Annotated in this window: 27 protein-coding genes and 1 tRNA gene; 7 read left to right on the forward strand and 21 right to left on the reverse strand. The window is 69.1% G+C overall.

Going from position 1 to position 24,083, the window contains the following annotated elements:
- Window positions 1-74 precede the first annotated feature (74 nt).
- On the reverse strand, window positions 75-2,150 hold the full coding sequence (locus AP234_RS30000) for a hypothetical protein (protein ID WP_055483116.1): 2,076 nt from the start codon (window positions 2,148-2,150) through the stop codon (window positions 75-77).
- A gap of 229 nt (window positions 2,151-2,379) precedes the next feature.
- Between AP234_RS30000 and AP234_RS30005 the strand changes: the two genes are divergently transcribed.
- From AP234_RS30005 to AP234_RS30015, 3 genes are read left to right on the forward strand one after another with little or no spacing between them, the layout of a single operon-like run.
- Entirely contained in the window at window positions 2,380-3,039 is a 660-nt protein-coding gene (locus AP234_RS30005; protein ID WP_055483117.1) for a hypothetical protein, read from the forward strand.
- On the forward strand, window positions 3,036-3,722 hold the full coding sequence (locus AP234_RS30010; RefSeq protein ID WP_055483118.1) for a DUF4352 domain-containing protein: 687 nt from the start codon (window positions 3,036-3,038) through the stop codon (window positions 3,720-3,722). The genes AP234_RS30005 and AP234_RS30010 overlap by 4 nt, the downstream gene beginning before the upstream one ends.
- Window positions 3,719-4,729, forward strand: coding sequence for a hypothetical protein (locus AP234_RS30015; RefSeq protein WP_055483119.1), 1,011 nt, complete (start codon window positions 3,719-3,721; stop codon window positions 4,727-4,729). The genes AP234_RS30010 and AP234_RS30015 overlap by 4 nt, the downstream gene beginning before the upstream one ends.
- Window positions 4,730-4,768: 39 nt before the next feature.
- On the opposite strand, the gene AP234_RS30020 is transcribed toward AP234_RS30015, so the two are convergent.
- From AP234_RS30020 to AP234_RS30030, 3 genes are all read right to left on the reverse strand, one after another.
- The gene (locus AP234_RS30020) at window positions 4,769-6,058 is read right to left on the reverse strand and encodes a hypothetical protein (RefSeq protein WP_152990690.1); all 1,290 of its coding nucleotides are present in this window, start codon (window positions 6,056-6,058) and stop codon (window positions 4,769-4,771) included.
- A gap of 134 nt (window positions 6,059-6,192) precedes the next feature.
- A complete protein-coding gene (locus tag AP234_RS30025) occupies window positions 6,193-6,972 on the reverse strand; it encodes an IclR family transcriptional regulator (protein ID WP_055483121.1) in 780 nt (259 codons plus the stop codon).
- Between the two features lie 12 nt (window positions 6,973-6,984).
- Complete coding sequence (locus AP234_RS30030) at window positions 6,985-8,757, reverse strand: acetolactate synthase catalytic subunit (protein WP_431999121.1); 1,773 nt, start codon at window positions 8,755-8,757, stop codon at window positions 6,985-6,987.
- Between the two features lie 132 nt (window positions 8,758-8,889).
- Between AP234_RS30030 and AP234_RS30035 the strand changes: the two genes are divergently transcribed.
- Window positions 8,890-9,657: an alpha/beta fold hydrolase gene (locus AP234_RS30035; protein WP_055483123.1), complete on the forward strand. Its 768-nt coding sequence runs from the start codon at window positions 8,890-8,892 to the stop codon at window positions 9,655-9,657.
- Between the two features lie 278 nt (window positions 9,658-9,935).
- Here AP234_RS30035 and AP234_RS30040 read toward each other — a convergent pair whose 3' ends face one another.
- From AP234_RS30040 to AP234_RS30070, 8 genes are all read right to left on the reverse strand, one after another.
- Window positions 9,936-10,235 carry a DUF1416 domain-containing protein gene (locus tag AP234_RS30040; RefSeq protein WP_055483124.1) on the reverse strand — a complete coding sequence of 100 codons (300 nt, stop codon included), beginning with the start codon at window positions 10,233-10,235 and terminating at the stop codon, window positions 9,936-9,938.
- Window positions 10,235-11,074, reverse strand: a complete 840-nt coding sequence (locus AP234_RS30045) for a sulfurtransferase (RefSeq protein WP_055483125.1) — start codon at window positions 11,072-11,074, stop codon at window positions 10,235-10,237. Before AP234_RS30045 ends, AP234_RS30040 begins: the two co-directional genes overlap by 1 nt.
- A complete protein-coding gene (locus AP234_RS35520; protein ID WP_083502569.1) occupies window positions 11,071-11,352 on the reverse strand; it encodes a DUF4395 family protein in 282 nt (93 codons plus the stop codon). Before AP234_RS35520 ends, AP234_RS30045 begins: the two co-directional genes overlap by 4 nt.
- Before the next feature lie 174 nt (window positions 11,353-11,526).
- Entirely contained in the window at window positions 11,527-11,886 is a 360-nt protein-coding gene (locus AP234_RS30050) for a thioredoxin family protein (protein WP_055483126.1), read from the reverse strand.
- Between the two features lie 27 nt (window positions 11,887-11,913).
- Window positions 11,914-12,876 carry a zf-HC2 domain-containing protein gene (locus AP234_RS30055; RefSeq protein ID WP_055483127.1) on the reverse strand — a complete coding sequence of 321 codons (963 nt, stop codon included), beginning with the start codon at window positions 12,874-12,876 and terminating at the stop codon, window positions 11,914-11,916.
- A complete protein-coding gene (locus tag AP234_RS30060; protein WP_055483128.1) occupies window positions 12,873-13,385 on the reverse strand; it encodes a sigma-70 family RNA polymerase sigma factor in 513 nt (170 codons plus the stop codon). The genes AP234_RS30055 and AP234_RS30060 overlap by 4 nt, the downstream gene beginning before the upstream one ends.
- 79 nt (window positions 13,386-13,464) lie before the next feature.
- Window positions 13,465-14,145 (reverse strand): LmeA family phospholipid-binding protein, encoded by a 681-nt coding sequence (locus AP234_RS30065; RefSeq protein ID WP_055483129.1) that lies wholly within the window; start codon window positions 14,143-14,145, stop codon window positions 13,465-13,467.
- A 47-nt stretch (window positions 14,146-14,192) separates the two neighbouring features.
- Complete coding sequence (locus tag AP234_RS30070; protein WP_055483130.1) at window positions 14,193-14,441, reverse strand: MoaD/ThiS family protein; 249 nt, start codon at window positions 14,439-14,441, stop codon at window positions 14,193-14,195.
- A 200-nt stretch (window positions 14,442-14,641) separates the two neighbouring features.
- Here AP234_RS30070 and AP234_RS30075 point away from each other — a divergent pair, with 200 nt between their 5' ends.
- The gene (locus tag AP234_RS30075) at window positions 14,642-15,409 is read left to right on the forward strand and encodes a response regulator transcription factor (RefSeq protein ID WP_055483131.1); all 768 of its coding nucleotides are present in this window, start codon (window positions 14,642-14,644) and stop codon (window positions 15,407-15,409) included.
- 148 nt (window positions 15,410-15,557) lie between these two features.
- Entirely contained in the window at window positions 15,558-16,496 is a 939-nt protein-coding gene (gene mshD, locus AP234_RS30080; RefSeq protein WP_055483132.1) for a mycothiol synthase, read from the forward strand.
- 59 nt (window positions 16,497-16,555) lie between these two features.
- Here mshD and AP234_RS30085 read toward each other — a convergent pair whose 3' ends face one another.
- The 3 genes from AP234_RS30085 to dcd all read right to left on the reverse strand — a co-directional run bounded on the left by AP234_RS30085 (window position 16,556) and on the right by dcd (window position 18,943).
- Window positions 16,556-17,554 carry an inorganic phosphate transporter gene (locus AP234_RS30085; protein WP_055483133.1) on the reverse strand — a complete coding sequence of 333 codons (999 nt, stop codon included), beginning with the start codon at window positions 17,552-17,554 and terminating at the stop codon, window positions 16,556-16,558.
- Window positions 17,555-17,569: 15 nt separating this feature from the next.
- Entirely contained in the window at window positions 17,570-18,187 is a 618-nt protein-coding gene (locus tag AP234_RS30090; protein WP_055483134.1) for a DUF47 family protein, read from the reverse strand.
- Window positions 18,188-18,367: 180 nt separating this feature from the next.
- Window positions 18,368-18,943 (reverse strand): dCTP deaminase, encoded by a 576-nt coding sequence (gene dcd / locus AP234_RS30095; RefSeq protein WP_055483135.1) that lies wholly within the window; start codon window positions 18,941-18,943, stop codon window positions 18,368-18,370.
- A 176-nt stretch (window positions 18,944-19,119) separates the two neighbouring features.
- Here dcd and AP234_RS30100 point away from each other — a divergent pair.
- Window positions 19,120-19,193 (forward strand) — tRNA-Gly (locus tag AP234_RS30100).
- Window positions 19,194-19,296: 103 nt separating this feature from the next.
- On the opposite strand, the gene AP234_RS35525 is transcribed toward AP234_RS30100, so the two are convergent.
- From AP234_RS35525 to AP234_RS30125, 6 genes are read right to left on the reverse strand one after another with little or no spacing between them, the layout of a single operon-like run.
- Entirely contained in the window at window positions 19,297-20,607 is a 1,311-nt protein-coding gene (locus AP234_RS35525; RefSeq protein ID WP_055483136.1) for a tyrosine-type recombinase/integrase, read from the reverse strand.
- On the reverse strand, window positions 20,607-20,813 hold the full coding sequence (locus AP234_RS30110; protein WP_235558464.1) for an excisionase family DNA-binding protein: 207 nt from the start codon (window positions 20,811-20,813) through the stop codon (window positions 20,607-20,609). The genes AP234_RS35525 and AP234_RS30110 overlap by 1 nt, the downstream gene beginning before the upstream one ends.
- A 14-nt stretch (window positions 20,814-20,827) precedes the next feature.
- A complete protein-coding gene (locus tag AP234_RS30115; RefSeq protein WP_431999122.1) occupies window positions 20,828-22,309 on the reverse strand; it encodes a replication initiator in 1,482 nt (493 codons plus the stop codon).
- Window positions 22,306-22,449 carry a hypothetical protein gene (locus AP234_RS39715; RefSeq protein ID WP_431999123.1) on the reverse strand — a complete coding sequence of 48 codons (144 nt, stop codon included), beginning with the start codon at window positions 22,447-22,449 and terminating at the stop codon, window positions 22,306-22,308. The genes AP234_RS30115 and AP234_RS39715 overlap by 4 nt, the downstream gene beginning before the upstream one ends.
- A complete protein-coding gene (locus AP234_RS30120; RefSeq protein ID WP_055483138.1) occupies window positions 22,446-22,655 on the reverse strand; it encodes a hypothetical protein in 210 nt (69 codons plus the stop codon). The genes AP234_RS39715 and AP234_RS30120 overlap by 4 nt, the downstream gene beginning before the upstream one ends.
- A complete protein-coding gene (locus tag AP234_RS30125; protein ID WP_055483139.1) occupies window positions 22,652-24,073 on the reverse strand; it encodes an FtsK/SpoIIIE domain-containing protein in 1,422 nt (473 codons plus the stop codon). The genes AP234_RS30120 and AP234_RS30125 overlap by 4 nt, the downstream gene beginning before the upstream one ends.
- Between the last annotated feature and the right edge of the window lie 10 nt (window positions 24,074-24,083).

The raw sequence follows: 24,083 nt of genomic DNA on the forward strand, positions 1-24,083 counted from the left end.
ACAGGGAAGAGACTCCTTCAACGAACATGTCCGCATGGCCGTGTTGACGATGCCCTTACCCGTTCCCGACGGTGTCATGGCCGCCTGCGCCAGTCGAGCCGCGGGGGCGGGGGACCTAGATTCGGCGGTGGGGCGTCCTCCGGCGGGGGATCGGCCGGCGCCCTGTCGGGCCGTACGGCTTCGGGCCCGGCGACATCGGGCAGGGTGGTCTCCTCCGGCGGCTCACCCGGCGATGAGACCCTCTCGTCCCGCGTCCAGGTCCCCCGCTCACCCGAGGCTCCCCGCTCCCCCGGCCCGGTGGGCTCCGACGCCTCGGCGGACAGCGCGGCCCGCCGCACCTCGCCGAACTCGTACAACGTGGTCTTGGGGAGGGTGAGGATCGCCGGGTTGGCGTCGGCCAGCCGCACCTGCCGCCCCTCGGCCGTCGCGTGCGTGACGATCACGGAGGTCGTGGGGAGCTGCTGAAGCTGGTGCGGCTCGACCAGGAACTCGCGCGACCGCTGGAGCACCCCCTCGGCGACCGTGTTGGCGTGGCGGCCCCATTCCGTCGACTCGGTGATGTCCTCCCTGAGGTCTCCCTCGCCCTTCTCCTCCTGGCTGGGCCGGCCGGCGCCCACGGTGGAGGTGTAGAACCCGCCCGTGCCGTGGACCGCCGAGCTGAACGTCTCGGTGAGCTGGGCCAGCTGCAGCCGGTGCTCTGTGCCGACGTGCTCGCTCGCCACCCGGGCGTCCTCGGCGTTGCCCAGGCGCATGAACGCGACGGCGGCGTGCCCGCGGCCCAGGCGCTCCCGCACGGTCGGGGTGAGGCTGCGATAGGTGAGGACGAGCCCGGTACGCGAGGTCTCACACGCGTCCATCAACCGGTCGAGCACGTCGCCGCGCAGCTTGTCCGCCCCGGCCACGATGATCGTGTGGTACCAGGGCCGCTCGCTCGCCGGCGACTGGCGCAGGATGTGCGTGAGCGCGGTCGCGACGTACGTCCCCAGGACACGGTTGCCGAAGACGCCGGCCTGCCGGTCCATGCTCACCACGCGCAGCCGGGCGGGCGGCAGCCGTACGGCCTCGGTGCCGAGCGTCTCCAGCTTGCGTAACTGGGACTCCAGCGCCCAGGCCCGTTCGATGACCACACGGTCGGCCACGCCCCGGCCGAAGAGCATGCCGATGCGTTCGAGCTGGGTCGCGGTCAGCAGGCCGAATTTCATGTCGTCGCGCGGGTCGCCCACCTGGGCCAGGGCCCGCAGCGCCGCGGTGACCTGGCTGATCGTGGCGTTCTCGCCGAGGACCTCCAGCACCCGTTCCAGGATCGCGTTGTCGAAGCCGATGTCCCGGCTCGTCTCCTCGCTGACGCTGACCACGTGCGCGAGCACGTCGGCGAACGCCTCGGGCTTGAGCGTCGCACCGAGATCGAGGCGGGGCAGGTCGACCGGGAGCACCCACACGAGCGGATCGTCGCCGCCCCGTCTGGCCAGCTCGATCAGGTCCTTGGCGATCGCGCCCTCGGACAGGTCGAGGACGGTCAGATGGCCCCCGCTGTAGAGGCGGGTCGCGCCGATCAGCGTGATCAGCGCCGACCACCCCGGCAGCGTCCCGCCCGCCACGTCGACCCGGTCGATCTCGTCGGGCACGGCCACCGCGTACCAGGTGAGCTGGCGGTCGAACCTGTTCTTCTTCTCGGCCCAGTCGCGATATCTGGCCGCGTGCTCCTCCTGGGCCTTGGCGATCTCGCGGCGGCGCCGCTCCTGCTCGCGCCGCGCCAGCTCCCTGCGCTGGCTCACCCGTGCGTCGACGGTCCGGTTGCCCTGCCGGATGGCGTACGCGCAGATGCCGGCGATACCGCCGGCCGCCACCAGGCCGAGCAGCACGAGCGGCCAGGCCAGCAGACCCAGCAGGCCGAGGACGAGGATCACCGCCGTCACGACCGTCATGAACGTACGGAAGATCCGTACCGGGCGGTTGAGCAGATCCTCCTGGAGCCGTGCCCGCCGGAGCCACTCGTCGTCCTGCCCGGCCGTGTCCTCCTCGGCGACGACGTCATCCCGGGCCGGACGCTTCGGTGGTGGTCCGGGATCCGGGTACAGCAGAGCGTACTGCCAGCCCAGGTAGATCCGATCTGCCTGAGGCTGGGCATGCTCAGGGTGCGGGTCGCCCACGAGCCCAGTCCTCCATGTCCGCCTCGATCACCAGCGTAGGAGTTGGAAGCCCTGTCAGGGTGGGCTTCCCGCCATTCGTGCGCTATTTCCCGCCGGAGGCGGGACCAACGGCACAGTCCCGCCGGAGGCGGGATCAACGGCACAGTCCCGGGATCCACGGCGCGCCCCGGCAAGGAAAAGGATCAACGGGGCAGATGAGGCAAGTGTGGTCGTACTACCATCGCTTGCCATGACGTCACCCAGTCATGGCATCCGTCGCCGACGCCCGGTCCTGGTCCCGGTCGCCGCGGCGCTGGCCGCCGCGGGGGTCGGCGTCACCGCCGCGTTCGGCGGGCTGAACGAGGCTCCGCCGAAGAAGCCCGCTCAGGTCGCTCCCGGGCAGGCCATCGACCAGGGTCAGTTCCGTACGGAGTTGCTCGAGGCGATCGACACGATCGAGCAGGGCGAATTCGGCACGGCCCGGCGCATCCTCGAAATCACCATCAAGGTCACCAACCTCGGCAAGGCGACCACGTCCGTCGGGCTCCTGCCCGAGCCGGGCAAGGCGATCCCGGAGATCCCCTACTCCTTCGCCGGTTCGCTGCTCCGCGTCGAACCGGAGATCAAGAGCAAGTACGGCGCCGACGTGAGCGTGCTGAGCTACGGGATCAAGAGCCGTCAGCTCCATCCGGGGATCACGACCACGGTCGTCGTGAAGTACGAGCTGGAGCCCACGGCCACGGTGCCCCCCGAGATACGGGTGGATGTAGGCCGGCTCGTCTACGCCCCGCACGGCACGCTTGACCAGACGCACTACTGGCGGCTCGTCGGGGAGGAAGACAAGGACGGCGAGTTCACCCCGACCGTCGCCGCGCGGGTCTCCCTGCCCGTACGGCAGGAGCGGACATGATGGCCGTCACGCAGCCCGAGACCTCCCGCCCGGCCCGGCACTCCGCCGAGACACACCGACGACCACCGGGGAAGCGGAGGCTCGGCGCGCGGTTCGTCGCCGCCGTCGTCGGTGTCGCGCTCGCGGCGGCCGCCGTCTACGCGCAGACCTTCGCCCTGCCGGCCGAACAGCGCTCCTCGCTCATCACCATCAAGGGACAGATCGGCGAGGTGGTGGAGACCCACCGGTTCAGCATCAAGGTGAGTTCGATGACCGCCGCGCTCGCGGTCGACACCACCGACTACGGCGACCAGGTGACCAAGGTGGGCACCAGCAACCTGTTCCTCGTGGCCGACATCTCGGTCACCACCGCCAATGAGCCGATGCGGTTGAGCCCCGGCCCCAATGTCGTGCTGCTCACCAGGGACGGCCGGCGCTACCAGACGACTGACAAGGTGAACCAGAGCCTCACCGCGTTCAACCGGCACTACCAGCCCGGGTTCTGGTCGAGGGGAGTCCTGGTCTTCGAGGTGCCCAAGGACGCCGTGTCGGGCGCTCGTCTCGTCGTCGCGCCCCCGACCGGGTTCATCACCGACTACTCCGCCCCCGAAGCCGAGATCGACCTGGGCCTGTCCGGTGGGACCGCCCGCCGGTTCATCGCACAGGCGGAGGACTATTACTCACTCGTGAGCAACATGCGATGAACGAGCCCCGCACGAACCGGACCCCGGCCGACGAAACGCCGCGTGAGCGCGACTGGTTCGCGCCCCCGCCGAGCCAGCCGACGGAGATCCCGGACGACCCGTCCGACATCACCTACAGCGGTCCGCTGCCGCAAGGACCGCCTCAGGCACCGGCCGCGATCCCGATTCCCGGCACCCTGCGGCAGCCGCAGGACGTCCGGGTGTGGCCGCCCCTCCATGAGGGGGACTCGACCCAGCCGTTCCCCGCCCTCAGAGCCACCCCGCTCGCCTCCTCCCCGTCGCACGGCGGGGCCTCCCCCGCCCTGCCGCCATCGGCGGATTCGCCTTCACCGGAGCATCCACCGGTGGATTCGCCATCGGCCGGATCACCGTTCGCGGGACCGTCACCCGCCGACCCGGCCGCTCCATCGGACCACTCCTCCGGCGGCGGGAAGACCGGACGAGGCCGCCGGCGTACGGCGCTGCTCGGAGTGGGCGCGGCACTGTCCCTCGTCCTCTCCATCGGCGCGCCCACCTGGTTCGGCTACAACGTCTACAAGTACGCCCGCCCGAGCGACCAGGTGCACCTCGTCGAGCCGGGACGCTCCGCGACCTGGCAGCACGTTTCGTGGCAGGCCAGGCTCGAGAAGATCCCCGATCCGACCGGCAAACCGGACACCTCTGACCGGCAGTGGATGAAGGCCGTCGTCACGAGGACCGCCATCGATGGCGAGGGCGCCATCCGCCACGGCTCTCCGGAGGTGCGGCTGACCGACGAGACCGGCCGGATCTGGCTCATGGAAGAGCTCAGCAACGAGACGCCGGCCGACACCGAGGAGAACAAGGTCGGCACGCCGTACCGGATCGAGCTGGTCGGCGTGGTGCCGCCGCCCGTCGCCGATCAGGTCGAGATCCTGCTGCGCCCCAGCATCTCCAGAAGCGTCCCCGGACAGTCCGTCGAGGACATGATGAAGGAGTCCGTGAAAACGGAGGAGAAGCCGGACCACGTGCTGCGGTTCCTGCGCTGAGCCGACGGCGCAGCGCCCTGGAACCACCGCACCCTGGAACTACTGGAGGCCGCGCCGCCGCCTGCTCGCGGCCAGGTCGAAGGTGGCGGCGATGAGACACATGCTCAGCGTGGTCACCAGTAGATCGACGACGATGGCGACGGGCACATAGGTCATGAACCAGATGTACGGCTCGTCGAACGCCGCGAGATAGCGGCCCGCCCGCCCGAGGTAGTCCCCGCCCACGCGCAGCCCCACGTAGCACAGGGCGAACAGCCCGAAGAGCGGGGCTCCGCCGCGTATGGTCAGCCGCAGCGAGTTGAGCAGCGGGATCCAACGCCCCGTCCAACCGGCGCTCAGCCTGATGAGCGCGAGTCGCGTCCAGTTGTGCGCTCGTTCGACATGCTCCGCCGCCCGTTCCAGCCGGGTGCCCCTGATCGTGGTCCGGGTGTCCTCCGCGTACGCGCCGTAGACCAGGATGCCGACCGTCAGCCAGGCGAGCGGAACGACCAGCGCGTCGATGACGTACGGCCAGACGGCGCCGATGAAGCCCGTGACCTGCTCCCAGCCCGGAACGCTCGCCTTGGCCTGATCCGTCCAGTCGTGCCATGCGGTGACGACGGCCCGGCCGCCCAGCCAGTCGGAGCGGGCCCCCACGGCCGCATGCAGCGCGTTGATCCCGTAGAACACGAAGGCGAGCTCGCCGAAGGTGGCGAGGATCCCGGAGAAACGCCCGGCGCCGGCCTCGTGCCGCCGCCCGAAGAACGTCTTGATCACATAGGCGACCACCATGGTCACCAGGGAGACCTTCGCGTCCAGGCCGATGAGCCCGGCCATCACGCCGCTGTCCTCACCCGCGAAGGCGTCGACCAGGATGCGATCCGGCTGCCGCCGTAGGTCGATCTCCATGAAGTCACGGACGTCCTGGGTGACGAAGCCCCAGGTGAGGTAGATGCCGGCGAAGACGAGGGCGGTGCGGTTGAGCGCGCCGAGCAGGCTCTCCCTGCCCTCGCCCGCCTCCCGGCGAGCCCCGGTCTCCATGAGGGCGTCGCGGATGACGTACAGCATTCCGGCCGTCGTGGCCAGCGACGTCATCACGACGAGCGTGAACAGGAACATCACCACGACCAGCCGTGCCTGGTACCACGACCCGTGCGAGAGCGTCGCGGCCAGCAGGAGCAGCCCCCACCGAACGAGGCGCCCCAGCGAGAACCAGATGATCAGCGGCAGCGCGCACTTCGCGGCGATGCGGAAGGCGTGCAACGGCAGCGCGTACGGCGACAGCATCCAGGTCGGCTTCTCGGCACCGGCGGCCTGGGAGGGAGCGGCGATCGCGGACGTTCCAGACACCTGCCGCATGTTATCGGCTCGCTCCCGCCCCCGTCGGCAACGTCATGACGAGATGACCTCGCCGGTCCGGCCGGCGGTCACCCCTGCTGCCACCCACACCGACTCGGCCACGCGCGGGTATGCGCCACGCGGCCTCATGGTGCGAGACCGAGGACCGACGTCGCCTTGTTCGCCGCGTCGAGCACCGTACCGACCATCTTGTCCCGGGCTTCGCTGAACCGCGATGTCGGTGCGACGATTCCGACGGCGCCGGCCACGGAACCGTCATGTTCGAAGAACGGGGAACCGATCGCCGTGATGCCGGGGCTGGAGTCGACGTCAACGGCCCACCCCCTCGCCCTGACCTCCTCGAGTTCCCGTAGCAGAGCCGTGCGAAACCGCCGCTGTGCGGACGGTGCCATGCCGGTGAGGTTGCGTGCGACGATCTCGTCCCGCAGCGTGGCATCGAGGTGGGCGAGCACGGCCTTGCCCGAAGCGCGGTGTGGCTCGTTGCCGGTGAGGCCGACGTAGAGCCCGCTCGCACGGAGCGGTTGCGACCCTTCGACCAGAACTTTCAAGATCAGGTTCTTGTCGTCGAGAGTCGACAGGAACGAGGTTTCCGCAGTCGTGTCGGCAAGCTCGCCGACGATGCTCGCGAGCTTGTCGTTGATGTTGAAACTGCGCTGGTAGGTCCGGAACAGGGCGCCTACGCCGGCTCCGAGCCGGAGCGTGGCGTCGGCTCGGCGCTCGATGTAGCCACGCGCGAGCAGAGTCCGCATCAGGTGATAGCAGGTCGTGATGTTCAGGCCGAGGCCGACGGAGACCTGTTTCACCGTCGGCGGAGGGTCGGCGGCCGCCACGTACTCGAGAAAGCTCAGCGCTCGCTCGACGGTCTGCAGGGTCTGCTGTGTGGACTTGGCCGACGAACTGTTCACTATCTGAAATTATCAGGCATGCGAGGCGGGCATGGCCCGATGAAGCGGGGCATTGAGCCGGTCGGTGAACGGGTCGAACGCCCGGACGGGCGGGTAGGCGTCGGGGTCGACGATCACGTCGATCACCGTGGTGTGGCCGGAGACCAACGCTTTCCGCAATGCGGGGGCGATGGCGTCCGGGTGATCCACCACGATCCCGGTGGCTCCCACGGCGGTCGCGATGGCGGCGTGGTCGACGGGATCGAGCTCCACGCCGGTGGTCGTTTCGCCGAACACGGCGTTCTCGACATGCCTCTGGGCTCCCAGGACCGAGTTGTTGAGCACCACGACGGTCACCGGAAGACGCTCTCGCACCGCGGTTTCCAGCTCGGACCAGACGTGTGCGAACCCACCGTCGCCGACGACCGCGATGACGCGTCGCCCAGGCGCGGCGATTTTCGCTCCCAGGGCCAGCGGCAGTCCCCAACCGAGACCGGCCAGACCTCGTGGCATGACGAAGCGCTGGCCGGGCCGCTTCGCCAGGAGGTAACCGGCGATCCAGAACGAGGAGTAACTGGCGTCGGCGACCACGATGTCGTCGGGCTCCAGGAGCCGGCCGAGCTCGGCGAAAAGGCGCTCCGGGGCAATGGGGGTCTCCCCGGATTCCAACAGCGGGGTGACGGCCTCGAAGTGCCGCTGGCGGCCGGCGGCGATGGCGGCTCTGAGCCCCTCTGACCGAGCGACGCGGAGCGTGAGATCGGTCGCCGCGAGGGCGGCCGTGAGGTCCCCGAGCGCGGCCCGGGCGTCACCGAGCAGGCGTATCGCCTCATAGTTCCGCCCCACCTCGAGCGGGTCGACATCGATGTGGATGTAGGTGGCGTCGGGGGATGTCAGCGTCCAGCCCTCGGTGCCGTTCTCGTTCGTCCGGGTGCCGACCAGCAGGACGACATCGGCTTCGGCGATCAGGGGGAGGTGGAAGTGCGCGGGTCCGCGCTCGCCGGTGACATTGGCGGCGACCCCCAGTGACAGCGGACCCGATTCGTCCACGGCGCCCTTGCCCATGTTCGTCGTGACCACGGGTAGATGGGCGATCTCCTGCAGCGCGGCCAACTCGGCCACCGCACCCGAACCGTGAACTCCGCCGCCCGCGACGACCAGAGGCGACCGGGCCGTGGCGATGAGCCGTGCCGCCCGCGATACCGCGGCGGCGTCCGGCCGGGGACGATCGAGCGGGAAGGCCCCGAGATCCGCGGTGCGCGCGAATCGCCCGGGCACGGCCGGCTTTCCGAGGACGTCCCGGGGGACGAGCAGCACGACCGGCCCGGGCCGTCCGCTGTTCGCCATCGTGACCGCCTGGTCGATGGTGTCCTCCACCCGTGTGGGATCGTCGATGCGCCGCGTCCACTTCGAGACGCTCGCGAACAGCGCGAAGTGGTCCAGCTCCTGGAACGCGTTGCGATCCCGGCTGCCTGACGGCACCTCCTGAACCAGTACGAGCATCGGTATCGACGCCTTGAGCGCCTCTCCCATCGGGGCGACGAGCAGGGCCGCGGCAGGGCCGTTCTGGGCCGCCACCACCCCGATCCGGCCGGAGATCCGAGCGAAGCCGTCGGCCATCGCGCCGCCCGCGTTCTCCGTCCGGTACAGGATCTGGCGGATTCCGATGCGCTCGGCGGCGAGCATCAACTCGGTCGGATTGCTCTGGCCCAGGATCGTCTCGACCCCGTGGCGGGCCAGTGTGCGTGCGATGACGTCGGCGACAGTGGTCATGTTCCGCAATGTTTCAAACTGTGAATCCTGTGTCAACTATCGAATTTTTCATTATTTGAAACAGCATGCGGTTATTGACATGCCGATGACGTGACTCCTACCGTCGGATGGTGAGCGCACCCGGCCCCCACTCCACCGGCCCCCCACCACCAAAGATCTGGAGTTCCCATGACCATCGACACCGGTGAAACGCATCTGAGCCCGGTGCTCTGCCTGCACTCACTGTTCCTCGATCCGCGCGCCTTCGACGGTCTCGTCGCCGCGGGAGCCGGGCGGTTCCGGTTCATAGCACCGGAGTTCCTCGGACAGGTCGGCCGCCTTGACGAAGTCGATGCGACCGTGACCATGGATCAGTGCACCGACGACGTGCTGGCCCTGGTCGACCGGCTCGGTCTCACCTCCCTGTCGATGGTCGGGCAGTCGATGGGCGGCGACGTCGCGGTCCGCATCGCGGCTCGCCGGCCCGATCTGGTCGACAAGCTGGTGCTGATGGGCTCGTCGGCGAGAGCCGAGACCGACGAGAACCTCGACCTGTTCGGGGCGTTCGTCGACCGGTTCGAGCGGGAGGGATTCACCCCTGAGGTCGTCGACTTCGTCAAGGGCATCCTGTTCGCGGCGACCGTTCTCAACGACCCGGCTCGCTCGGACATTCACGAGACGTGGACCAAGCGTCTCGGCGAACTCTCCCCCAGGATCGCTCATGCCGCACGGGGCGTCGTCCAGCGAGAGAGCGCGCTCGACCTGCTGCCTCTGATCACCGCGCGGACACTCGTCATCTCTGGGACCCAGGACCAGGCCCGCCCGCCGGCCTGGTCGGACGAGATGTTCGAGGCGATTCCGAACGCCGAACTCTGGCGCATCAAGACCGCCGGTCACAGTCCATGCCTCGAAGCCCCGGACACCGTCATCCCGCGCGTCCTCGAGTTCCTCGCCTAACGCGGAACGGCCCACGGCGAGCAGTCGTGGGGAGGGGACGAGCTTGACCGGCATACATACGGTCGCCGGGTGGAGCGCACGATGCGGGCGGTGGCGCGGGCCGGTGTCGAGACCGGGGCTCCGATCACCGTGCACACGCACGGACCCCGGCGAAACCGTAGGGCTCATCACGGGACGGGCGGACCAGGCCCCGGAGCCTGCGCCTCAGCCGTACAGCGCGAAGGCCGGTGCATTCGCGGCGGAACGCACCGGCCTTCGGTGGATGCGGAAGAAGACGATCAGACGGTGACCGCGAGCTGGGCGACCTCGCCGAGCTTGGCCTCGACCGACACGTCCTTGGTGACGCCGCCGCCCGCGATGATGCGGACCGTCCACTGGCCGGGGGCGGCGAAGAAACGGAAGATGCCCTCGTCGGAGACCACGACCTCACCGGTGAACTCACCGGAGTCGTCGAGCAGCCGCGCGTAGGCCGTACCGGGGCCGGAGACGACCCCCTGGATGACGGCCTGGGTGGACAGGTCGATCCCGGCCGGCAGCGCGACGGTCTGCTCCGGAGCGGCGCAACCCTGGGTTGTCATCAGCGAGCCTCCCCCAGCTCGATCGGCACGCCCACGAGCGAGCCGTACTCGGTCCACGATCCGTCGTAGTTCTTCACGTTGGGCTGCTCGAGCAGCTCGTGCAGCACGAACCAGGTGTGCGCGGAGCGCTCGCCGATGCGGCAGTACGCGATGGTGTCCTTGCCGAAGTCGACGCCGGCCCCCGCGTAGAGCTCCTTGAGCTCCTCGTTGGAGCGGAACGTGCCGTCGTCGTTGGCCGCCTTCGACCACGGGATGTTGCGGGCGGTGGGCACGTGGCCGCCCCGCTGCGCGGCCTCCTGCGGGACGTGGGCCGGAGCGAGCAGCTTGCCGGTGAACTCGTCGGGCGAGCGCACGTCGACCAGGTTCAGGGTGCCGATCGCGGCGACCACGTCGTCGCGGAACGCGCGGAGCGAGAGGTCCTGGTCCTTGGCCTGGTAGTTCGTGGCCGGCCGCTCGGGCACGTCGGTGACCAGCTCGCGGGAGTCGAGCTCCCACTTCTTGCGGCCGCCGTCGAGCAGCTTCACGTTCTCGTGGCCGTAAAGCTTGAAGTACCAGTACGCGTAGGCGGCGAACCAGTTGTTGTTGCCACCGTAGAGGACCACGGTGTCGTCGTTGGCGATGCCGCGGGCCGACAGCAGGGCCTCGAAGCCCGCCTTGTCGACGAAGTCACGGCGGACCGGGTCCTGGAGGTCGTCCCTCCAGTCGATCTTCACGGCACCGCGGATGTGGCCCTTGTCATAGGCGCTGGTGTCCTCGTCGACCTCGACGAGCACGACACCGGGCGTGTCGAGGTTGGCCTCAACCCAATCGGCGTCCACCAGCACGGCGGAACGACTCATGACATTCTCCCAGGTTGTAGACGGCGGATGAGCAAGTACGTTTCGCAGCCGGGGCAGTGGCCGAAGGCTGCGTTGAGAAAGGCGGCCAGCAGTGCCGCTGCTGTCGCACCCAAGGCCGGTGGGGCGAGCCCGACCGCGAATCCGATCAGTCCCACGACCGCGAGTGCCAGACCCGCCCGTGCCGCGAGCAGCCGTCCGCTGCGCGGGACCATGGCGGCCACGGGAACCGGGGATGTCAGGGCCGCACCGGAACGTGGGCCACGCGGGTTGATTTGCATCGTGCGGGATGCTCCTGAAGGATTCGCGGAAAGCGGCACGCAGCCGCGGGAATCACCCTCAGGCCATGCGACAGAGCGAAGTCGCGACGCGGCAGAAATCGACCGCGCGCCGCTTCGTGAGCAGCTCTGTCGTGGGAGTCATGACCAAGACAGTACCCGTCGTCTCGGAATCTGTCACTCGCTGTCCGCTTGTTGAGATGATCCATGAGACGGATCGACCAGCACCACACCGAGCGCGGCGATCACATCGGCCTTCCGTGGCTGGCCGGAGGCCCTTTTCACCACGTTGCCCGAGCCGTCGAACACGAGCACGGTCGGTGTGCGCAGCACGTCGAAACGCCGGACGAGATCGAGCCGCGACTCGGCGTCGATCTCGACGTGACCGACCCCCGGCACCATCGCGGCCACCTCGCTGAGGATTCGCCGGGTCGCCTGACAGGGCCGGCAGAAGGCCGTGGAGAACTGCACGAGCGTGGCCCGCTCGCCGAGTTCGGCGCCGAGGTCGGCGGCGAGAACGTCGATCGCTGTCATCATGCCGTGAAACCCGCGACTCCCCGCGTTTCATTCCCCGGACCCGGACCCGGACGCGGACGCGGACGGAGCCGAGGTCGTCACGACCGTACGCCCGTCCGAGGTGACCAGCTCCAGGCGGCGGATGTCACCGGCGGACAGCGAGGTCGACCCCTCGAAGACGTTCTTGCCCGGTCCGTGCTCCCCCGGTCCGGCCGGCCAACTGCCGACCGTCGTCGCGGTGCCGTCCGGGCCGATGACGCGCAGCGTGCACGTCGTTCCCGCGGGCACCCCCGAGACCATGGCGCGCAGGTCGGTCCCGCTCTCCTTGGCGGTGAGCCGTACGGCGAGGGTCACGTCTCCGCTCCGCCCGCGCGCCTCCGAGACCGGCGGGGCCTCTGCCGTGGTGAACGTCTGGACTTCGGAGCTGGACGCCGCGGCGTCGGGGCTCGGCCGCGCGGCCGTCTCCTGCGGGGCCGTCTCCCGCGCGGCCGCGTCGGGCTGGGAGCTCGCCGCCGGCGGCCTGGCGGCCCCGGTGCCGGACGCGTACGGCTGGATCGCGACGGGCTGATCGGCGGAGCGTTCCGCGGACTCCTTCTGGTCCCGCGGCGCCACCCCGCCGCTGTCGGCCGCGGTGGTGGAGGAGGAGGCAGCGGCGGACCCGGCCGCCACGCTCGCGTCCTGGGCCGGCCGCGCGGCCGACAGCCAAGCCGTACCACCCAGCGCCGCCACGACCACCGAGGCGGCGAGCGCCAGCATCGTCCGCGAGCGGCGGCCGCGCCGGGCCGAGGCGGCGATCAGCCGCTCCAGCACCACCGGCGGCGGCGCGGCGGCCACCTCGATGTCCTGCTCCGACACCCGTCCGAGCACGGCGGGCAGCCCCGACAGCTCGGCGAGCTCGGCCCGGCAGGCGGGACAGGTGTCCAGGTGCGCCTCGACCTCGGCCGTCTCCTCGGGGTCGAGCGCGCCCAGGACGTAGACCCCGAGCGAGATCCTCACGTCGTCGCAGTTCATGGCGCCAACCCCCGTTCCTCCAAGGCGAGTTTCAGCGCCCGGAGCGCGTAGTAGGTCCGCGACTTGACCGTACCCTGCGGGATGCCGAGGACCTCGGCCGCCTCCTTCACCGATCTCCCCCGGTAGTACGTCTCCAGGACCACCTCGCGATGCTCGGGCCGCAGCGACGCCAGCGCGTCCGCCACCGCCCACGATTCGACGGCCCGGTCGAGCTCGTCGTCGGCGGGCAGCACGGCCAGCGCCTCGTCCCCCGTCTCCTGCGGCCGCGACTTGCGGGCCCGGTGCTGGTCGACGACGAGGTTGCGGGCGACGGTGAACAGCCACGCGCGGATCGGCCGCCCTTCGAGCACCGAAGGATGCCGCCATGCCCGTAGCAGCGTCTCCTGCACCACGTCCTCCGCCCGGCCCGGATCACCGGTCAGCCGCAGCACGTAACCGTAGAGCGGCCCTCCGTGATCCTCGAAAAGTGCGCGTATGAGCTCCTCGTCGGCGGTTCCGGCTGGACTCACATCTCCATCACGTACGGCGGAGCCGCCCGGTTCAACGGGGTCGCCCGCCGCCGTCGGCTCACCCTCGGGGCGATCCGGTTCAGTGGAGTGGGACATCGGTGGCTTCGCCCTGGATCGCGAGCCCCTGGGGCGTCGACTTCACCTTGGTGATCTTGAGGTTGAGCGGCAGGTTCTTCACGGGGACGGTGAAACCGATGTGCTTGGCCACGTTCGGCACCGAGAGGCCACCCGCGATCTTCACATCGGCCGGCGTGAGCCGTACGGCTCCCGGGACGACCTCGATCTTCAGGCTCGCGGTGACGGGCACCGTCCGGCCCAGCACGGTCACGTCGCCGGAGACCTTCAGGGTGTCCCCGCCGTCCCCCTCGACGCGGATGCCGCGCGGAGCCCGAGCGGACAGGGTCTCCCGGGAGATCACCGCGGTCCCGGTGACGTGCTCGGCCCGGATCTGGGTCTTCGACGCGTTCTGGATCAGATCGGCGAGGGGCGCGGTCACGCCGTACAACGTGGCGTCGATGCTCGACAGCTCGATGCCCTCCCGGCTGATCGGCCCGATGCCGACGCCGATCTCCTCATAGCGCCCGGAGACGGCCTGGGTGAGGAACGGGAAGCCCTTGATATCCACGGACGGCGGCTCCGACAGGTCGTACGCGCTCTGGACCTGCCGGGCGATCTCCCGCTCCGCCCCGGCCACGGCCACCCGATCGACGACGGCGAGCAGGACGGCGAGCACGATCAACGACACGATCAACTTGCGCATCCGACTCCTCCGTGGAGCACACCAGGCCGGGCGAACAGCCTAGTCGCTCATCCCCCGGCGAAGGGGGGTAAAACTTCGACCACGGCTCCCTGTGGAAGGTCGATCGTAGCCGGATCGCGGAGCCCCGCAGGAGCGCCGTCGACAAGGAAGGAGGATCGGCGTAGCACCTGCTCGATCCGTGGATTCCGGGCGATCTGCGTGATCAGCTCGCCCAGTGTCTCGGCGGAGAACGGCTCCTCCGCGACGCCAGCGGCCTCCTTCGCCGCGGCCCAGTAACGGACCGTCCCCGTGGCCATCGCCGTCAGCTCCCTCCTATACCGGCGCGTTATGAATACCGGACGTGTGACGTGCTGTTAACACGCCGGACGCACACCGGACGCATAAGTGCTGTGAGCTACCCTACGAAGTGATGGACCTGGGCGACGTGGCCCCCGGGTCCTTACGTGTTTTTGTACGGCTAAAGCTACGGCTACGGCTGCGCGCCGGGGAGGCGAACGTGAGCAATCTGCTCCTGCTGACCAACGCGCTGGAACCCTCGGCCCGGATTCTCCCGGCACTCGGGCTGCTCCTGCATTCGGTCCGGGTGGCGCCGGCCGAGGCCACCGCGCTGATAGACGCCCAGCCGGCTGACGCCGTACTGGTCGACGCCCGTCGCGAGCTCGTCCAGGCCAAGAGCCTGTGCCGGCTGCTGCGCACCACCGGTGTCACCTGCCCGCTCATGGTGATCGTCACCGAGGGGGGCCTGGCCGCGATGACGGCCGAGTGGGGGGTCGACGACGTCCTCATCGACACGGCCGGCCCCGCGGAGGTCGAGGCCCGCCTGCGGATGGCCATCGGGAGGCTGGCGCAGCAGACCGCCGAGGAGGCCCCGGACGAGATACGCAGCGGCGACCTGTCCATCGACGAGGCGACCTACACCGCCCGCCTGCGCGGCCGGGTGCTCGACCTCACGTTCAAGGAGTTCGAGCTGCTGAAGTATCTCGCCCAGCATCCCGGCCGGGTGTTCAGCCGCGCGCAGTTGCTGCAGGAGGTGTGGGGCTACGACTACTTCGGGGGGACCCGTACGGTCGACGTGCACGTCCGGCGCCTGCGGGCGAAACTCGGCGCCGAGAACGAGTCGCTGATCGGGACGGTGCGCAACGTCGGCTACCGGTTCGTCCCCGGCGAGCCGCAGGCCGAACCACGCGCGGAGCCGCAGCCGAGGACCCGCAGGGAGACGAAGGCCAAGCAGCGGGCCGGCGCGCGGGCCAGGCCGACGCATTGAGGCCAGGCCGGGCCCAGGTTTCCTGACATCAGAGCGGTGACCTGAGTGTCAAACGGCGTAAAGGCAACGATGCATTGCTCTTACCGATGGCGGATCTCGCCGAGCCCCCGAGTTCCGCCTCCTTATCGGGTCACCTAATGTGCGAGACATGAATACGCATGTGGAGATTCAGGGACGACTCGGGGACGACCAGGTGGCGGCCGTGCTGGCCCTCGTCGAGGCGGCCGCGGAGGCCGACGGCGTCCGCCCGCTCAATGAGCACGTGATGCTCCACCTACGATATGGCGGCGATCCCGGGGCCAGAGCCGTACTCATCCGAATGGACGGGGAGAACGGGGAACTGGCCGGCTTCGCGCATCTGGACCCGGCCGACCCGGTCGAGGGCCCGAGCGGCGAGCTGGTGGTGCACCCCGCGTTCCGCGGGCGCGGCGTCGGCCGGCGGCTGCTGGAGGCGGCCCTCGAGGAAAGCGGCGGCCGGCTCCGCCTCTGGGCGCACGGCGATCACCCCGCCGCCTCCCGGCTGGCGGCGGGTCTGGGCCTCACCCGGGCCAGGTCGCTGTGGAAGATGCGGCGCTCGCTGGCCGACCCGCTGCCCGCCGCGCCGCTCCCCGAAGGCGTACGGCTGCGCACGTTCGAGCCGGGACGGGACGAGGAGGCCTGGCTCGCGCTCAACGCGCAGGCCTTCGCCACCCACCCCGAACAGGGCGCGTGGACGCTTGAGGACCTGAAGCTGCGTGAGCAGGAGCCGTGGTTCGACCCCGCCGGTTTCTTCCTGGCCGTACGGCCGGGCCCGGCGGACGGGCACGACAGGCTGGTGGGGTTCCACTGGACGAAGGTCGACGGTGACGACGCCGGAGACGGTGACGGTGACGAGCCGATCGGCGAGGTCTACGTGGTGGGGGTGTCCCCGGACGAGCGGGGCACCGGCCTGGGCCGGGCGCTGACGCTCGCCGGGCTGGCGCACCTGCGCTCGCTCGGCCTGACCCAGGTGATGCTCTACGTGGACGAGGAGAACGTCCCGGCGATCCGGCTGTACGAGTCCCTCGGCTTCGCCCGATGGGACACGGACGTCATGTACCGCCGGTAGCCGTGCATCGAGCTGGTCGGGGGGTGCCCGGCGGTTCCTCCTCGGCGTCGGCCTCGGCGCTAGCCGAAGATCAGGTGCAGGCCGAAGTAGGACAGGGCCGCGACCAGCGCGGCGGCGGGGATCGTGAGCACCCACGCTGTGACGATGTTGCCCGCGATACCCCACCGCACGGCCGACAGCCGCCGGGTGGCGCCGACACCCATGATCGCGCTGGTGATGGTGTGCGTGGTCGAGATCGGCGCGCCGAAGCCCATGGCCGCCGTGTACAACACGGACGCCGCGGCCGCCTCGGCGGCGAACCCGCGCGGCGGGTCCAGGTGGATGATTCGACGGCCCAGGGTGCGCATGATGCGCCATCCACCGGCGTACGTGCCGAGCGAGATCGCCAACGCCGAAGCGGTGATGACCCACTCGGGGATGTCGGCCGTGGGCGACACGTATCCGCCGACGACCAGGGCGAGGAAAATCACGCCCATGGTCTTCTGGGCGTCCTGCATGCCGTGGCCGAGAGCCATCGCGGCGGCGGACACCGTCTGGGAGTACCGGAATCCCCGGCTCGACTTGTGCGGATTGGTCCGGCGGAACAGCCACAAGATCACGATCATTATCGCGCCGCCGAGGACGAAGCCGACAACGGGCGACAAGATCATGGGGATGACGACCTTCGCGACCACCCCGTCCCACTGGACGCTGGCGCTCGCGGCCATCGCCGCGCCCACCAGTCCTCCGATGAGGGCATGGCTGCTCGACGACGGCAGGCCGAAATACCACGTGATGAGGTTCCAGATGATCGCGCCGATCAGCGCGCCACCCACGATGACCAGGCCCTGCCGTCCGTTCGGGGCGTCGATGATTCCTTTGCCGACCGTCTGGGCCACCGATGTGCCGAGATGGGCGCCGATGAAGTTCATGACGGCTGCCATGAGCAGTGCGACCCGCGGCGTCAGCGCGCGCGTCGAGACCGAGGTCGCGATCGCGTTCGCCGCGTCGTGGAAGCCGTTGGTGTAGTCGAAGATCAGCGCGATCACGATCACGCCGATGACGAGGGCGAGCTCCACTTGGCTTTCCCGCGCCTAGCTTTCCTTGACCGCGATCGACTCGATCGTGTTCGCCACGTGCTCGAAGGCGTCGGCGGCGAACTCGAGTTGCTCGATCACCTCACGCATCTTCATGACGGTGAGCGTGTCGAACTCCCCGCTGAAGAGCTTGGCCAGCAGGCGTCGATACACCTGGTCGGCCTGGTTCTCGAGCCGATTGATCTCGATCCAGTATTCGTTGAGGTGCTGCATCGAGCGCAGCCGCGGCATCGCGTCGGCGGTCAACTCCGCGGCGCGCTCCAGCACCTCGACCTGGAGCACGACCTCTTTGGGGAGACGTTCGATCTGGTAGAGGACGATGAGGTCGGCGGCGGCCTCCATGAAGTCCACCACGTCGTCGAGGTTCGAGGCGAGGCGGTAGATGTCCTCGCGATCGAACGGAGTGATGAAGCTCTCATTGAGTCGCCTCATGATCGCGTGAGTGTGCTCGTCGCCGGCGTGCTCGCAGGCGCGCATCTTCTCCGCCAGGGCGTCCCGGTCCGAACCGTCGCTGATGATCTCGACGAGGAGGCGGGACGCGGTAACGATGTTGTTGGCCGATTCGGCGAACAAATCGTAGAAGCTGTCCTCACGAGGCGTGAGACGCAGTCGCACGTGGTTTCTCCAGATGTGCGGGGATGGTCCGCAGAGAAGAGTACGGCTTGGGCCTGGAAAGACGAAGTTCGGCCCTGGCTAACCCGCCCGTAACCCTCTCCTCCTTGTCGTTGCCCCGATGCTCGCAGGAAACACGTGGCCCAGAGCGGACTCTCCGGTCCGTACGGCCACGCGCGGGGATCAGATCCGTGTCCGGTGGAAGTTGAGGAACGACCGGCTCGGCGTCGGGCCCCGCTGCCCCTGGTAGCGGGAGCCGTACTTGGCCGAGCCGTACGGGAACTCGGCCGGCGAGCTGAGCCGGAACATGCACAGCTGTCCGATCTTCATGCCCGGCCACAGCTTGATCGGAAGCGTGGCCACGTTGGAGAGTTCGAGCGTGACGTGCCCCTCGAAGCCGGGATCGATGAACCCGGCCGTGGAGTGCGTCAGCAGGCCCAGCCTGCCCAGGCTCGACTTGCCTTCGAGGCGCGACGCGATGTCGTCGGAGAGACTGATCACCTCATAGGTGCTGGCGAGCACGAACTCACCCGGGTGGAGGATGAACGGCTCATCGCCGTCCGGCTCGACCATCCGGGTCAGGTCGGGCTGCTCCGTCGACGGGTCGATGTGCGGGTATCGGTGGTTTTCGAAGACCCGGAAGTACCGATCCAGCCGCACGTCCACGCTGGACGGCTGGATCATCTCGGGGTCGTACGGGTCGATCTTGACCCGGCCCGATTCGATCTCGGCGCGTAGGTCACGGTCGGAAAGCAGCACGAAAGCAAGGCTAGTGGCCCACGCACAGGCCCAGGACTCGGCCGGTGTGCCCCCCGTGCGGCCAGGCCGTGTCCGGCCGATGTCAGCGATCCGACCACGTTCTGGCCCGGGGTATGCAGCAGCACGCCGAGTTTCCGCTAGAGTATGAGCGCGGTCCGACTCCACGGTCGACCGATGCGGGTGTAGTTCAATGGCAGAACATCAGCTTCCCAAGCTGATAGCGCGGGTTCGATTCCCGTCACCCGCTCCAAGCACGAAGGCCCAGGTCAGGGAGCACATCTCAACCCGGGCCTTGATTGTTTCCGAGGCTCTTTGATCTTCGCGGGCCATTAGCGGGCCATTAGCTCCGTGGATCACCCTGCGGGCATCTCGTCGGCCACGTCCCGCGCCTGGAGCTGCTTGTTGATCGCATCGGTGATCACCTTGTCCGCGCCGCGTACCGCGTGCTGATAGATCATGGCCGCCCGGACGTTGTCGTGACCCATCCGGGCCATCAGATCCTTGAGGCCCGCGCCGGATTCAGCCGCCAGCATGTTTCCGGTGTGTCGAAGATCGTGGAAGTGCAGGCCGGGCATGCCCATGTCCTTCACCACGTCCACCCAGCGCGTACGGGTGTTGAAGCCGCTGCGCCGCAGTGGCCCGCCCTTGGCACCGGGGAAGAGCAGCGCACCCGGCTCGTTTTGAACGTAAGTCGCCAGGTGCTCACGCAGAGCCGTAACGATGCCCTCGGGAATGCCGACCACCCGCCGGCCCGCCTTGGACTTGGGCGGACCGAGCACCAGCTCACCCGTTGAGCGCTCGACGAAGGCCGCTCGGATGCGCACGGTTCCGCCGTCCAGGTCGAGGTCACTACGGCGAAGCGCGCTCACCTCACCCCATCGCAGGCTGGCGAAGGTGGCGAGCAGGACCAAGGCGCGGAAGCGGCCGTCATGGGTGCAGTCGGCCCGCCCGTCCGCGCCCATCTTCCAGAGCGTACGTTCGGCCTCGCCTCGTGTGGCGAAGATCTCAGGGTGAGTGCGCATCTCGCCGTGCCGCTGGAACCGCAGCCGGTACGCCCCGCTCTTGAGCTTGCGGACGTTGCCGACAGGACGACGGCCGACCCGGTCCGCCAGGTCGAAGACCTGCGCCACGGTGAGCACGGGTCGTTCTGCGGGATGCTCGTCACCGGCTCCGCGGATTCGACACGGGTTGCTCGGGATGATGTGGTCCTCTTCGGCCGCCGTCATCAGCACGGCCCGCAGGAGCCGGTACGCCTTGGCCGCGACGGACACCGAGACGCCGTTGCCGAGCAGGTCGGCCCGCCACTGCCGAATCATGGCCGTCGACAGCTTGCCGAGCTGTGCCGCGCCGAGGTACGGCGTGATGTGCTTGTTGAGCAGCCATGTGTACAGATCGACCGTCCGGGGACGAAGGCCCGGACGCTGTGAGATCCACGTCTCGGCGTAGTCGCGGAGCTTGATCTTGCCGCGATCCGGATCGGTCCACTCCCCCTTGATAATCTGCGCCTCGACGAGCGAGAGCGCTCGTTCCGCGTCGCTCTTGCGCTCGTACGTCTCGGCCCCGGTGCGCATCCGACCATCCGGGCCGGGATAGCGAATCTGATAGCGCCCGGACTCCCGCTTTCGAATGTTGCCGAAACGGCGGTGACCGTCTCTGTTGGCCATCAGGCAGCCCTCCCGGTGACCTCGTGGGCCGTCATCGGGGCAACGGTGCCCGCGACGACGAAGGCGGTCAGTGCTGACTCGGAGATGCGGACGTGACGGCCGACCTTAACGAACTCGATGCGTCGTTCCGCGATCAGGCGACGGACGAAGCGAGCCGAGGTGTTCAGCCGTGCGGCCGCTTCAGGGACGGTGAGCAACGGGTCCAACGATGTTCCTCCTCTCATGCCGCAGGCCGATTTGCCGAAGGATCTTGTCCGGCTGCTTCTGCTCTCAGCCGGTCCATGTGGTCGCGCCAGCGCTGGCGTTCGTGGACCGAGCGCAACAGCCGTACGCCGATTGGATCGAGGTCGGCGTCAGTGGGCTTGACGGGCCGCCAGAGGTAGCGGTGCGGGTCGGCAGGTTCGCCGTTGGGTAGGCCGAGGGCTTCCAGGACCCAGGTGCGCCGGTCCTGCTTGTGCTCGGCCAGGGTCTTGTTGGACCACTTGCGGGAGACGAGCACGCGGCGGCCCGCGTAGCCGAGGTGTTCGGGCTTGTGGGCCTTGCCCTTGCACCGGCCCGGAGCCATCCCGGCCTTGGCGCCCTTGGGCTGGATGCCGTAGCGCAGCCAGTTCGGGCACGTCGGCGCGCACGGTTCGAATCGCAGCGCGTGGAGGAGCCGTTGGGCGTGCGCCTTCTGGGCGGGGTTGTCGGTGTCGAGGCCGTCACCGATGCTCTTGGTCAGGTACTTCGACAGATAGCGGATGCACTGATCGGCATCCGGCGACCCACCCAACACGCCCTGGACGTCGAACTGTTCGCCGAAGCGAAGCACATGCAACGGTTCGGCGTCCTCGTCGGCGTCGAGCTGGTCGAGCGCCTGATCCCAGGTGGGCAAGACCTCACCCGTCGCGGGGTCGAGGTAGCCGACACCATCGGCCCACACCGGCAGGTGGTCACCCTCGAATCGGACGGTGTCGACGGACGGCCACCACACTTGGTGGTAGGTCGCCGCGACGATCTGCCGCAGCTCAACCCGGGGCAGCGTCCCGCGCACGGCCATGTGCAGGTGTGGCGCGAGCCGCTTCTGAGGCTCAACCGTGGCGAAGTACTGCACGTCATAGCCCGCCACACGGCGGAGGTTCTGAACGAACCGGTCCACCAGCTTGGAGAAGTGCAGCGCATCCCGAGCCGCCCGCGCATAGTCGTACGTCGCCGGGTCGACCGGAACCCCGTCCCTCACCTTGCCGTACGAGGGCAGCGTGAGCGTGACGAACATCGACGGCCGGAAGGTCTTGCCGTCTCGGCCGGTGAAGGTCCGCCCGAGCGTGGTGGCACTCATCTGCCGCTTGGGCAGGTCCGGGGCGTCCTGCCGCCGCCTCGTCGAACGGGACCGCTTCCCCGAGGTCCGGCCCAGGACGTTGCCGCGCATGCCCGCGGCGCTGATCTCCTCGTCCAGGTCCTCAAGAGCGGCGTCCAGGTCGGTCGTGTCGTCGCCGGCCTCTTCAGCCTGGTCGCGCCAGACCTGGGCGTCGGCCCGCAGCTCGACGAGGTGACGCTGATAGTCGTCGGCCTCGTCGGGGGTGTTGACCGGCTCGGCCTCCAGGTGCCAGCCCTCCCGGCACTGCGCCATCCGAAGTTGCCGGTTGCGCTTGGCGCACGGCGGGCATTTGCTCTCCAGCGTCGCCCCGCACGGCACATCCACGATCTCGTTTTCTCCGGTCACCACGTCGAGGCGCTTGAGCGGGACGGGGCGGGGCGGATGCACACGCCGTACCGCTTGGCGATCTCTTCGACGACGTCCCGGGCGAGCGGCATCGCCATCCGCACCACCCGAGGCGTCGACCGGTCGTTCGGGTGGGTCACCAGCCACCCCCACACGAGCCGACCGCGTCAACGGCGTCGAGGCTGTCGAGCGCGTCGGCCAGGCCGAGGCCGTCGACAAGGACACTGGCCTTCTGACCGCACTCGTGGCACTCCACCAGGCCGCGCACCGGGTCGAGCCAGAGGGCATCCAGCGTTTCGCAGCAGGAGCAGCGCAGGCCGTCGAGGAAGTGGGCGAGGCGTATCATCGGCCCACCCCCGCGTACTCGGTGACCATCGTTCGAATGTCGGTGTCGGAGACGTACGCGGCCCGCACCCGGATCGGGTCCGGGGAGGTTTCCAGGCGGACGTAACCGATGCCCGCGCCGAGTTCGGGGACGGGTGAGATGTGGTCGGCCAGTGCGCCCCGATCCCGCGCGCCGTCGCCGAGGACCATGTCCACCTGTTCGGACTCATCCAGCCGTAGGGCGATCTTGTCGGGGAACAGGTTGCGGATGTTCATGACCTCCTTGCGCGGGTCCTGTAGCGCGGCCATCACTCCGACGCCGACCGCCCGCCCTTGGGTCGTCAGCGTGGCCAGGGCTGCCGTGATGCGCTGGCGAAGGTTCCGATCCGATTGGTAGGCGGTCAGGAACGCCACCTCATCGACGATCACAAGGATGAACGGGTCCGCCGGGGTGGGCGTGTGGGAGCGCTGGAGGCCGGCGAACCGGTCGGCCCGCTCCTGCATCACCGAGACCGCCTCGTCGAGCAGGTCGGCGCACTCCTTGGGATCTGCCGCGTACCGGGCACCGAACAGAGCCCGCCCGAAGGACAGCTCCATGCGCTTGGGGTCGAGCGCCCAGACCTGGACCAGGCCCGCCCGCATCGCGGGAAGCAGCCCGCGGATGGTGCCCCACAGCCACGAGCCCTTACCGGCCCCGGTCGCCCCGGCCACCAGGACGTGAGTGCCGTGGACCTTGAGCCGGTACGGCAAGCCGTCCTCACACCGGCCGACCTCCACCGGCCCTACCGACGCCGTTTCAGGAATCGGCACGGCGGGCAGCGGGCAGGCGAGGGGATCACGCCGGGGGAAGGTCAGCACCAGCCGCCCCGCCCGCACGACCGCGACCCGACAGGAAGGGGCGCCGAAGCCGTGCGCGAGATGCTCGGTTCGGTCGGCCCAGTCCTTGACGGCCTGTCCGGCGAGCATTTTCACTGTGACGTGGTCGGCCCAGCCGTCGCACCGGATGCGCAGCAGGTGGGGAAGGTAGTCCCGGCCGCGCAGGTACCGGCCCAGGCCCGAGACAGTCATGACGGGCTGCCAATGACGACGGTAGACCGCCACCAGCCGCCACCAAGCGAGCAGCCGCCAGCCGACCAGGCGAAGGAAGGAGTCCCGTTCCAGCAGGAACCATGACAGCCCCATCGTCGGGACGAAGGCGGCCACGACCAGGGCCAGGCGAGAGCCGTACAGGATCCAGATCACGCCGAAGCCGACCGGTACGGCCACCGCGACGGGGTGACGGACGACGAGGCGGACGAGACCGGCGATCAGACGGGAGGCCCAGATCACGAGGGTGACGATCGCGGGAGTCTTGACGACGGCCGGACGGAACACGACCGCCGTGTCCGGGGTGGTGGAGACGAGGTTTCTGGCCTCGTCACCAGGCAGTTTCTTGAACATTAGACTTGGT

It is taken from the genome of Sphaerimonospora mesophila (genome assembly GCF_001417795.1).
Classification (GTDB): domain Bacteria; phylum Actinomycetota; class Actinomycetes; order Streptosporangiales; family Streptosporangiaceae; genus Sphaerimonospora; species Sphaerimonospora mesophila.

Coding starts and splice junctions, on each gene's coding strand:
- AP234_RS30050 (WP_055483126.1), bottom strand. CDS start 11,886: ATGATGACAGCGATCGACGTTCTCGCCGCCGACCTCGGCGCCGAACTC.
- mshD (WP_055483132.1), top strand. CDS start 15,558: ATGAATACGCATGTGGAGATTCAGGGACGACTCGGGGACGACCAGGTG.
- AP234_RS30045 (WP_055483125.1), bottom strand. CDS start 11,074: ATGAGTCGTTCCGCCGTGCTGGTGGACGCCGATTGGGTTGAGGCCAAC.
- AP234_RS30125 (WP_055483139.1), bottom strand. CDS start 24,073: ATGTTCAAGAAACTGCCTGGTGACGAGGCCAGAAACCTCGTCTCCACC.
- AP234_RS30015 (WP_055483119.1), top strand. CDS start 3,719: ATGAACGAGCCCCGCACGAACCGGACCCCGGCCGACGAAACGCCGCGT.
- AP234_RS35520 (WP_083502569.1), bottom strand. CDS start 11,352: ATGCAAATCAACCCGCGTGGCCCACGTTCCGGTGCGGCCCTGACATCC.
- AP234_RS30040 (WP_055483124.1), bottom strand. CDS start 10,235: ATGACAACCCAGGGTTGCGCCGCTCCGGAGCAGACCGTCGCGCTGCCG.
- AP234_RS35525 (WP_055483136.1), bottom strand. CDS start 20,607: ATGGCCAACAGAGACGGTCACCGCCGTTTCGGCAACATTCGAAAGCGG.
- AP234_RS30035 (WP_055483123.1), top strand. CDS start 8,890: ATGACCATCGACACCGGTGAAACGCATCTGAGCCCGGTGCTCTGCCTG.
- AP234_RS30065 (WP_055483129.1), bottom strand. CDS start 14,145: ATGCGCAAGTTGATCGTGTCGTTGATCGTGCTCGCCGTCCTGCTCGCC.
- AP234_RS30070 (WP_055483130.1), bottom strand. CDS start 14,441: ATGGCCACGGGGACGGTCCGTTACTGGGCCGCGGCGAAGGAGGCCGCT.
- AP234_RS30120 (WP_055483138.1), bottom strand. CDS start 22,655: ATGATACGCCTCGCCCACTTCCTCGACGGCCTGCGCTGCTCCTGCTGC.
- AP234_RS30055 (WP_055483127.1), bottom strand. CDS start 12,876: ATGAACTGCGACGACGTGAGGATCTCGCTCGGGGTCTACGTCCTGGGC.
- AP234_RS30010 (WP_055483118.1), top strand. CDS start 3,036: ATGATGGCCGTCACGCAGCCCGAGACCTCCCGCCCGGCCCGGCACTCC.
- AP234_RS30005 (WP_055483117.1), top strand. CDS start 2,380: ATGACGTCACCCAGTCATGGCATCCGTCGCCGACGCCCGGTCCTGGTC.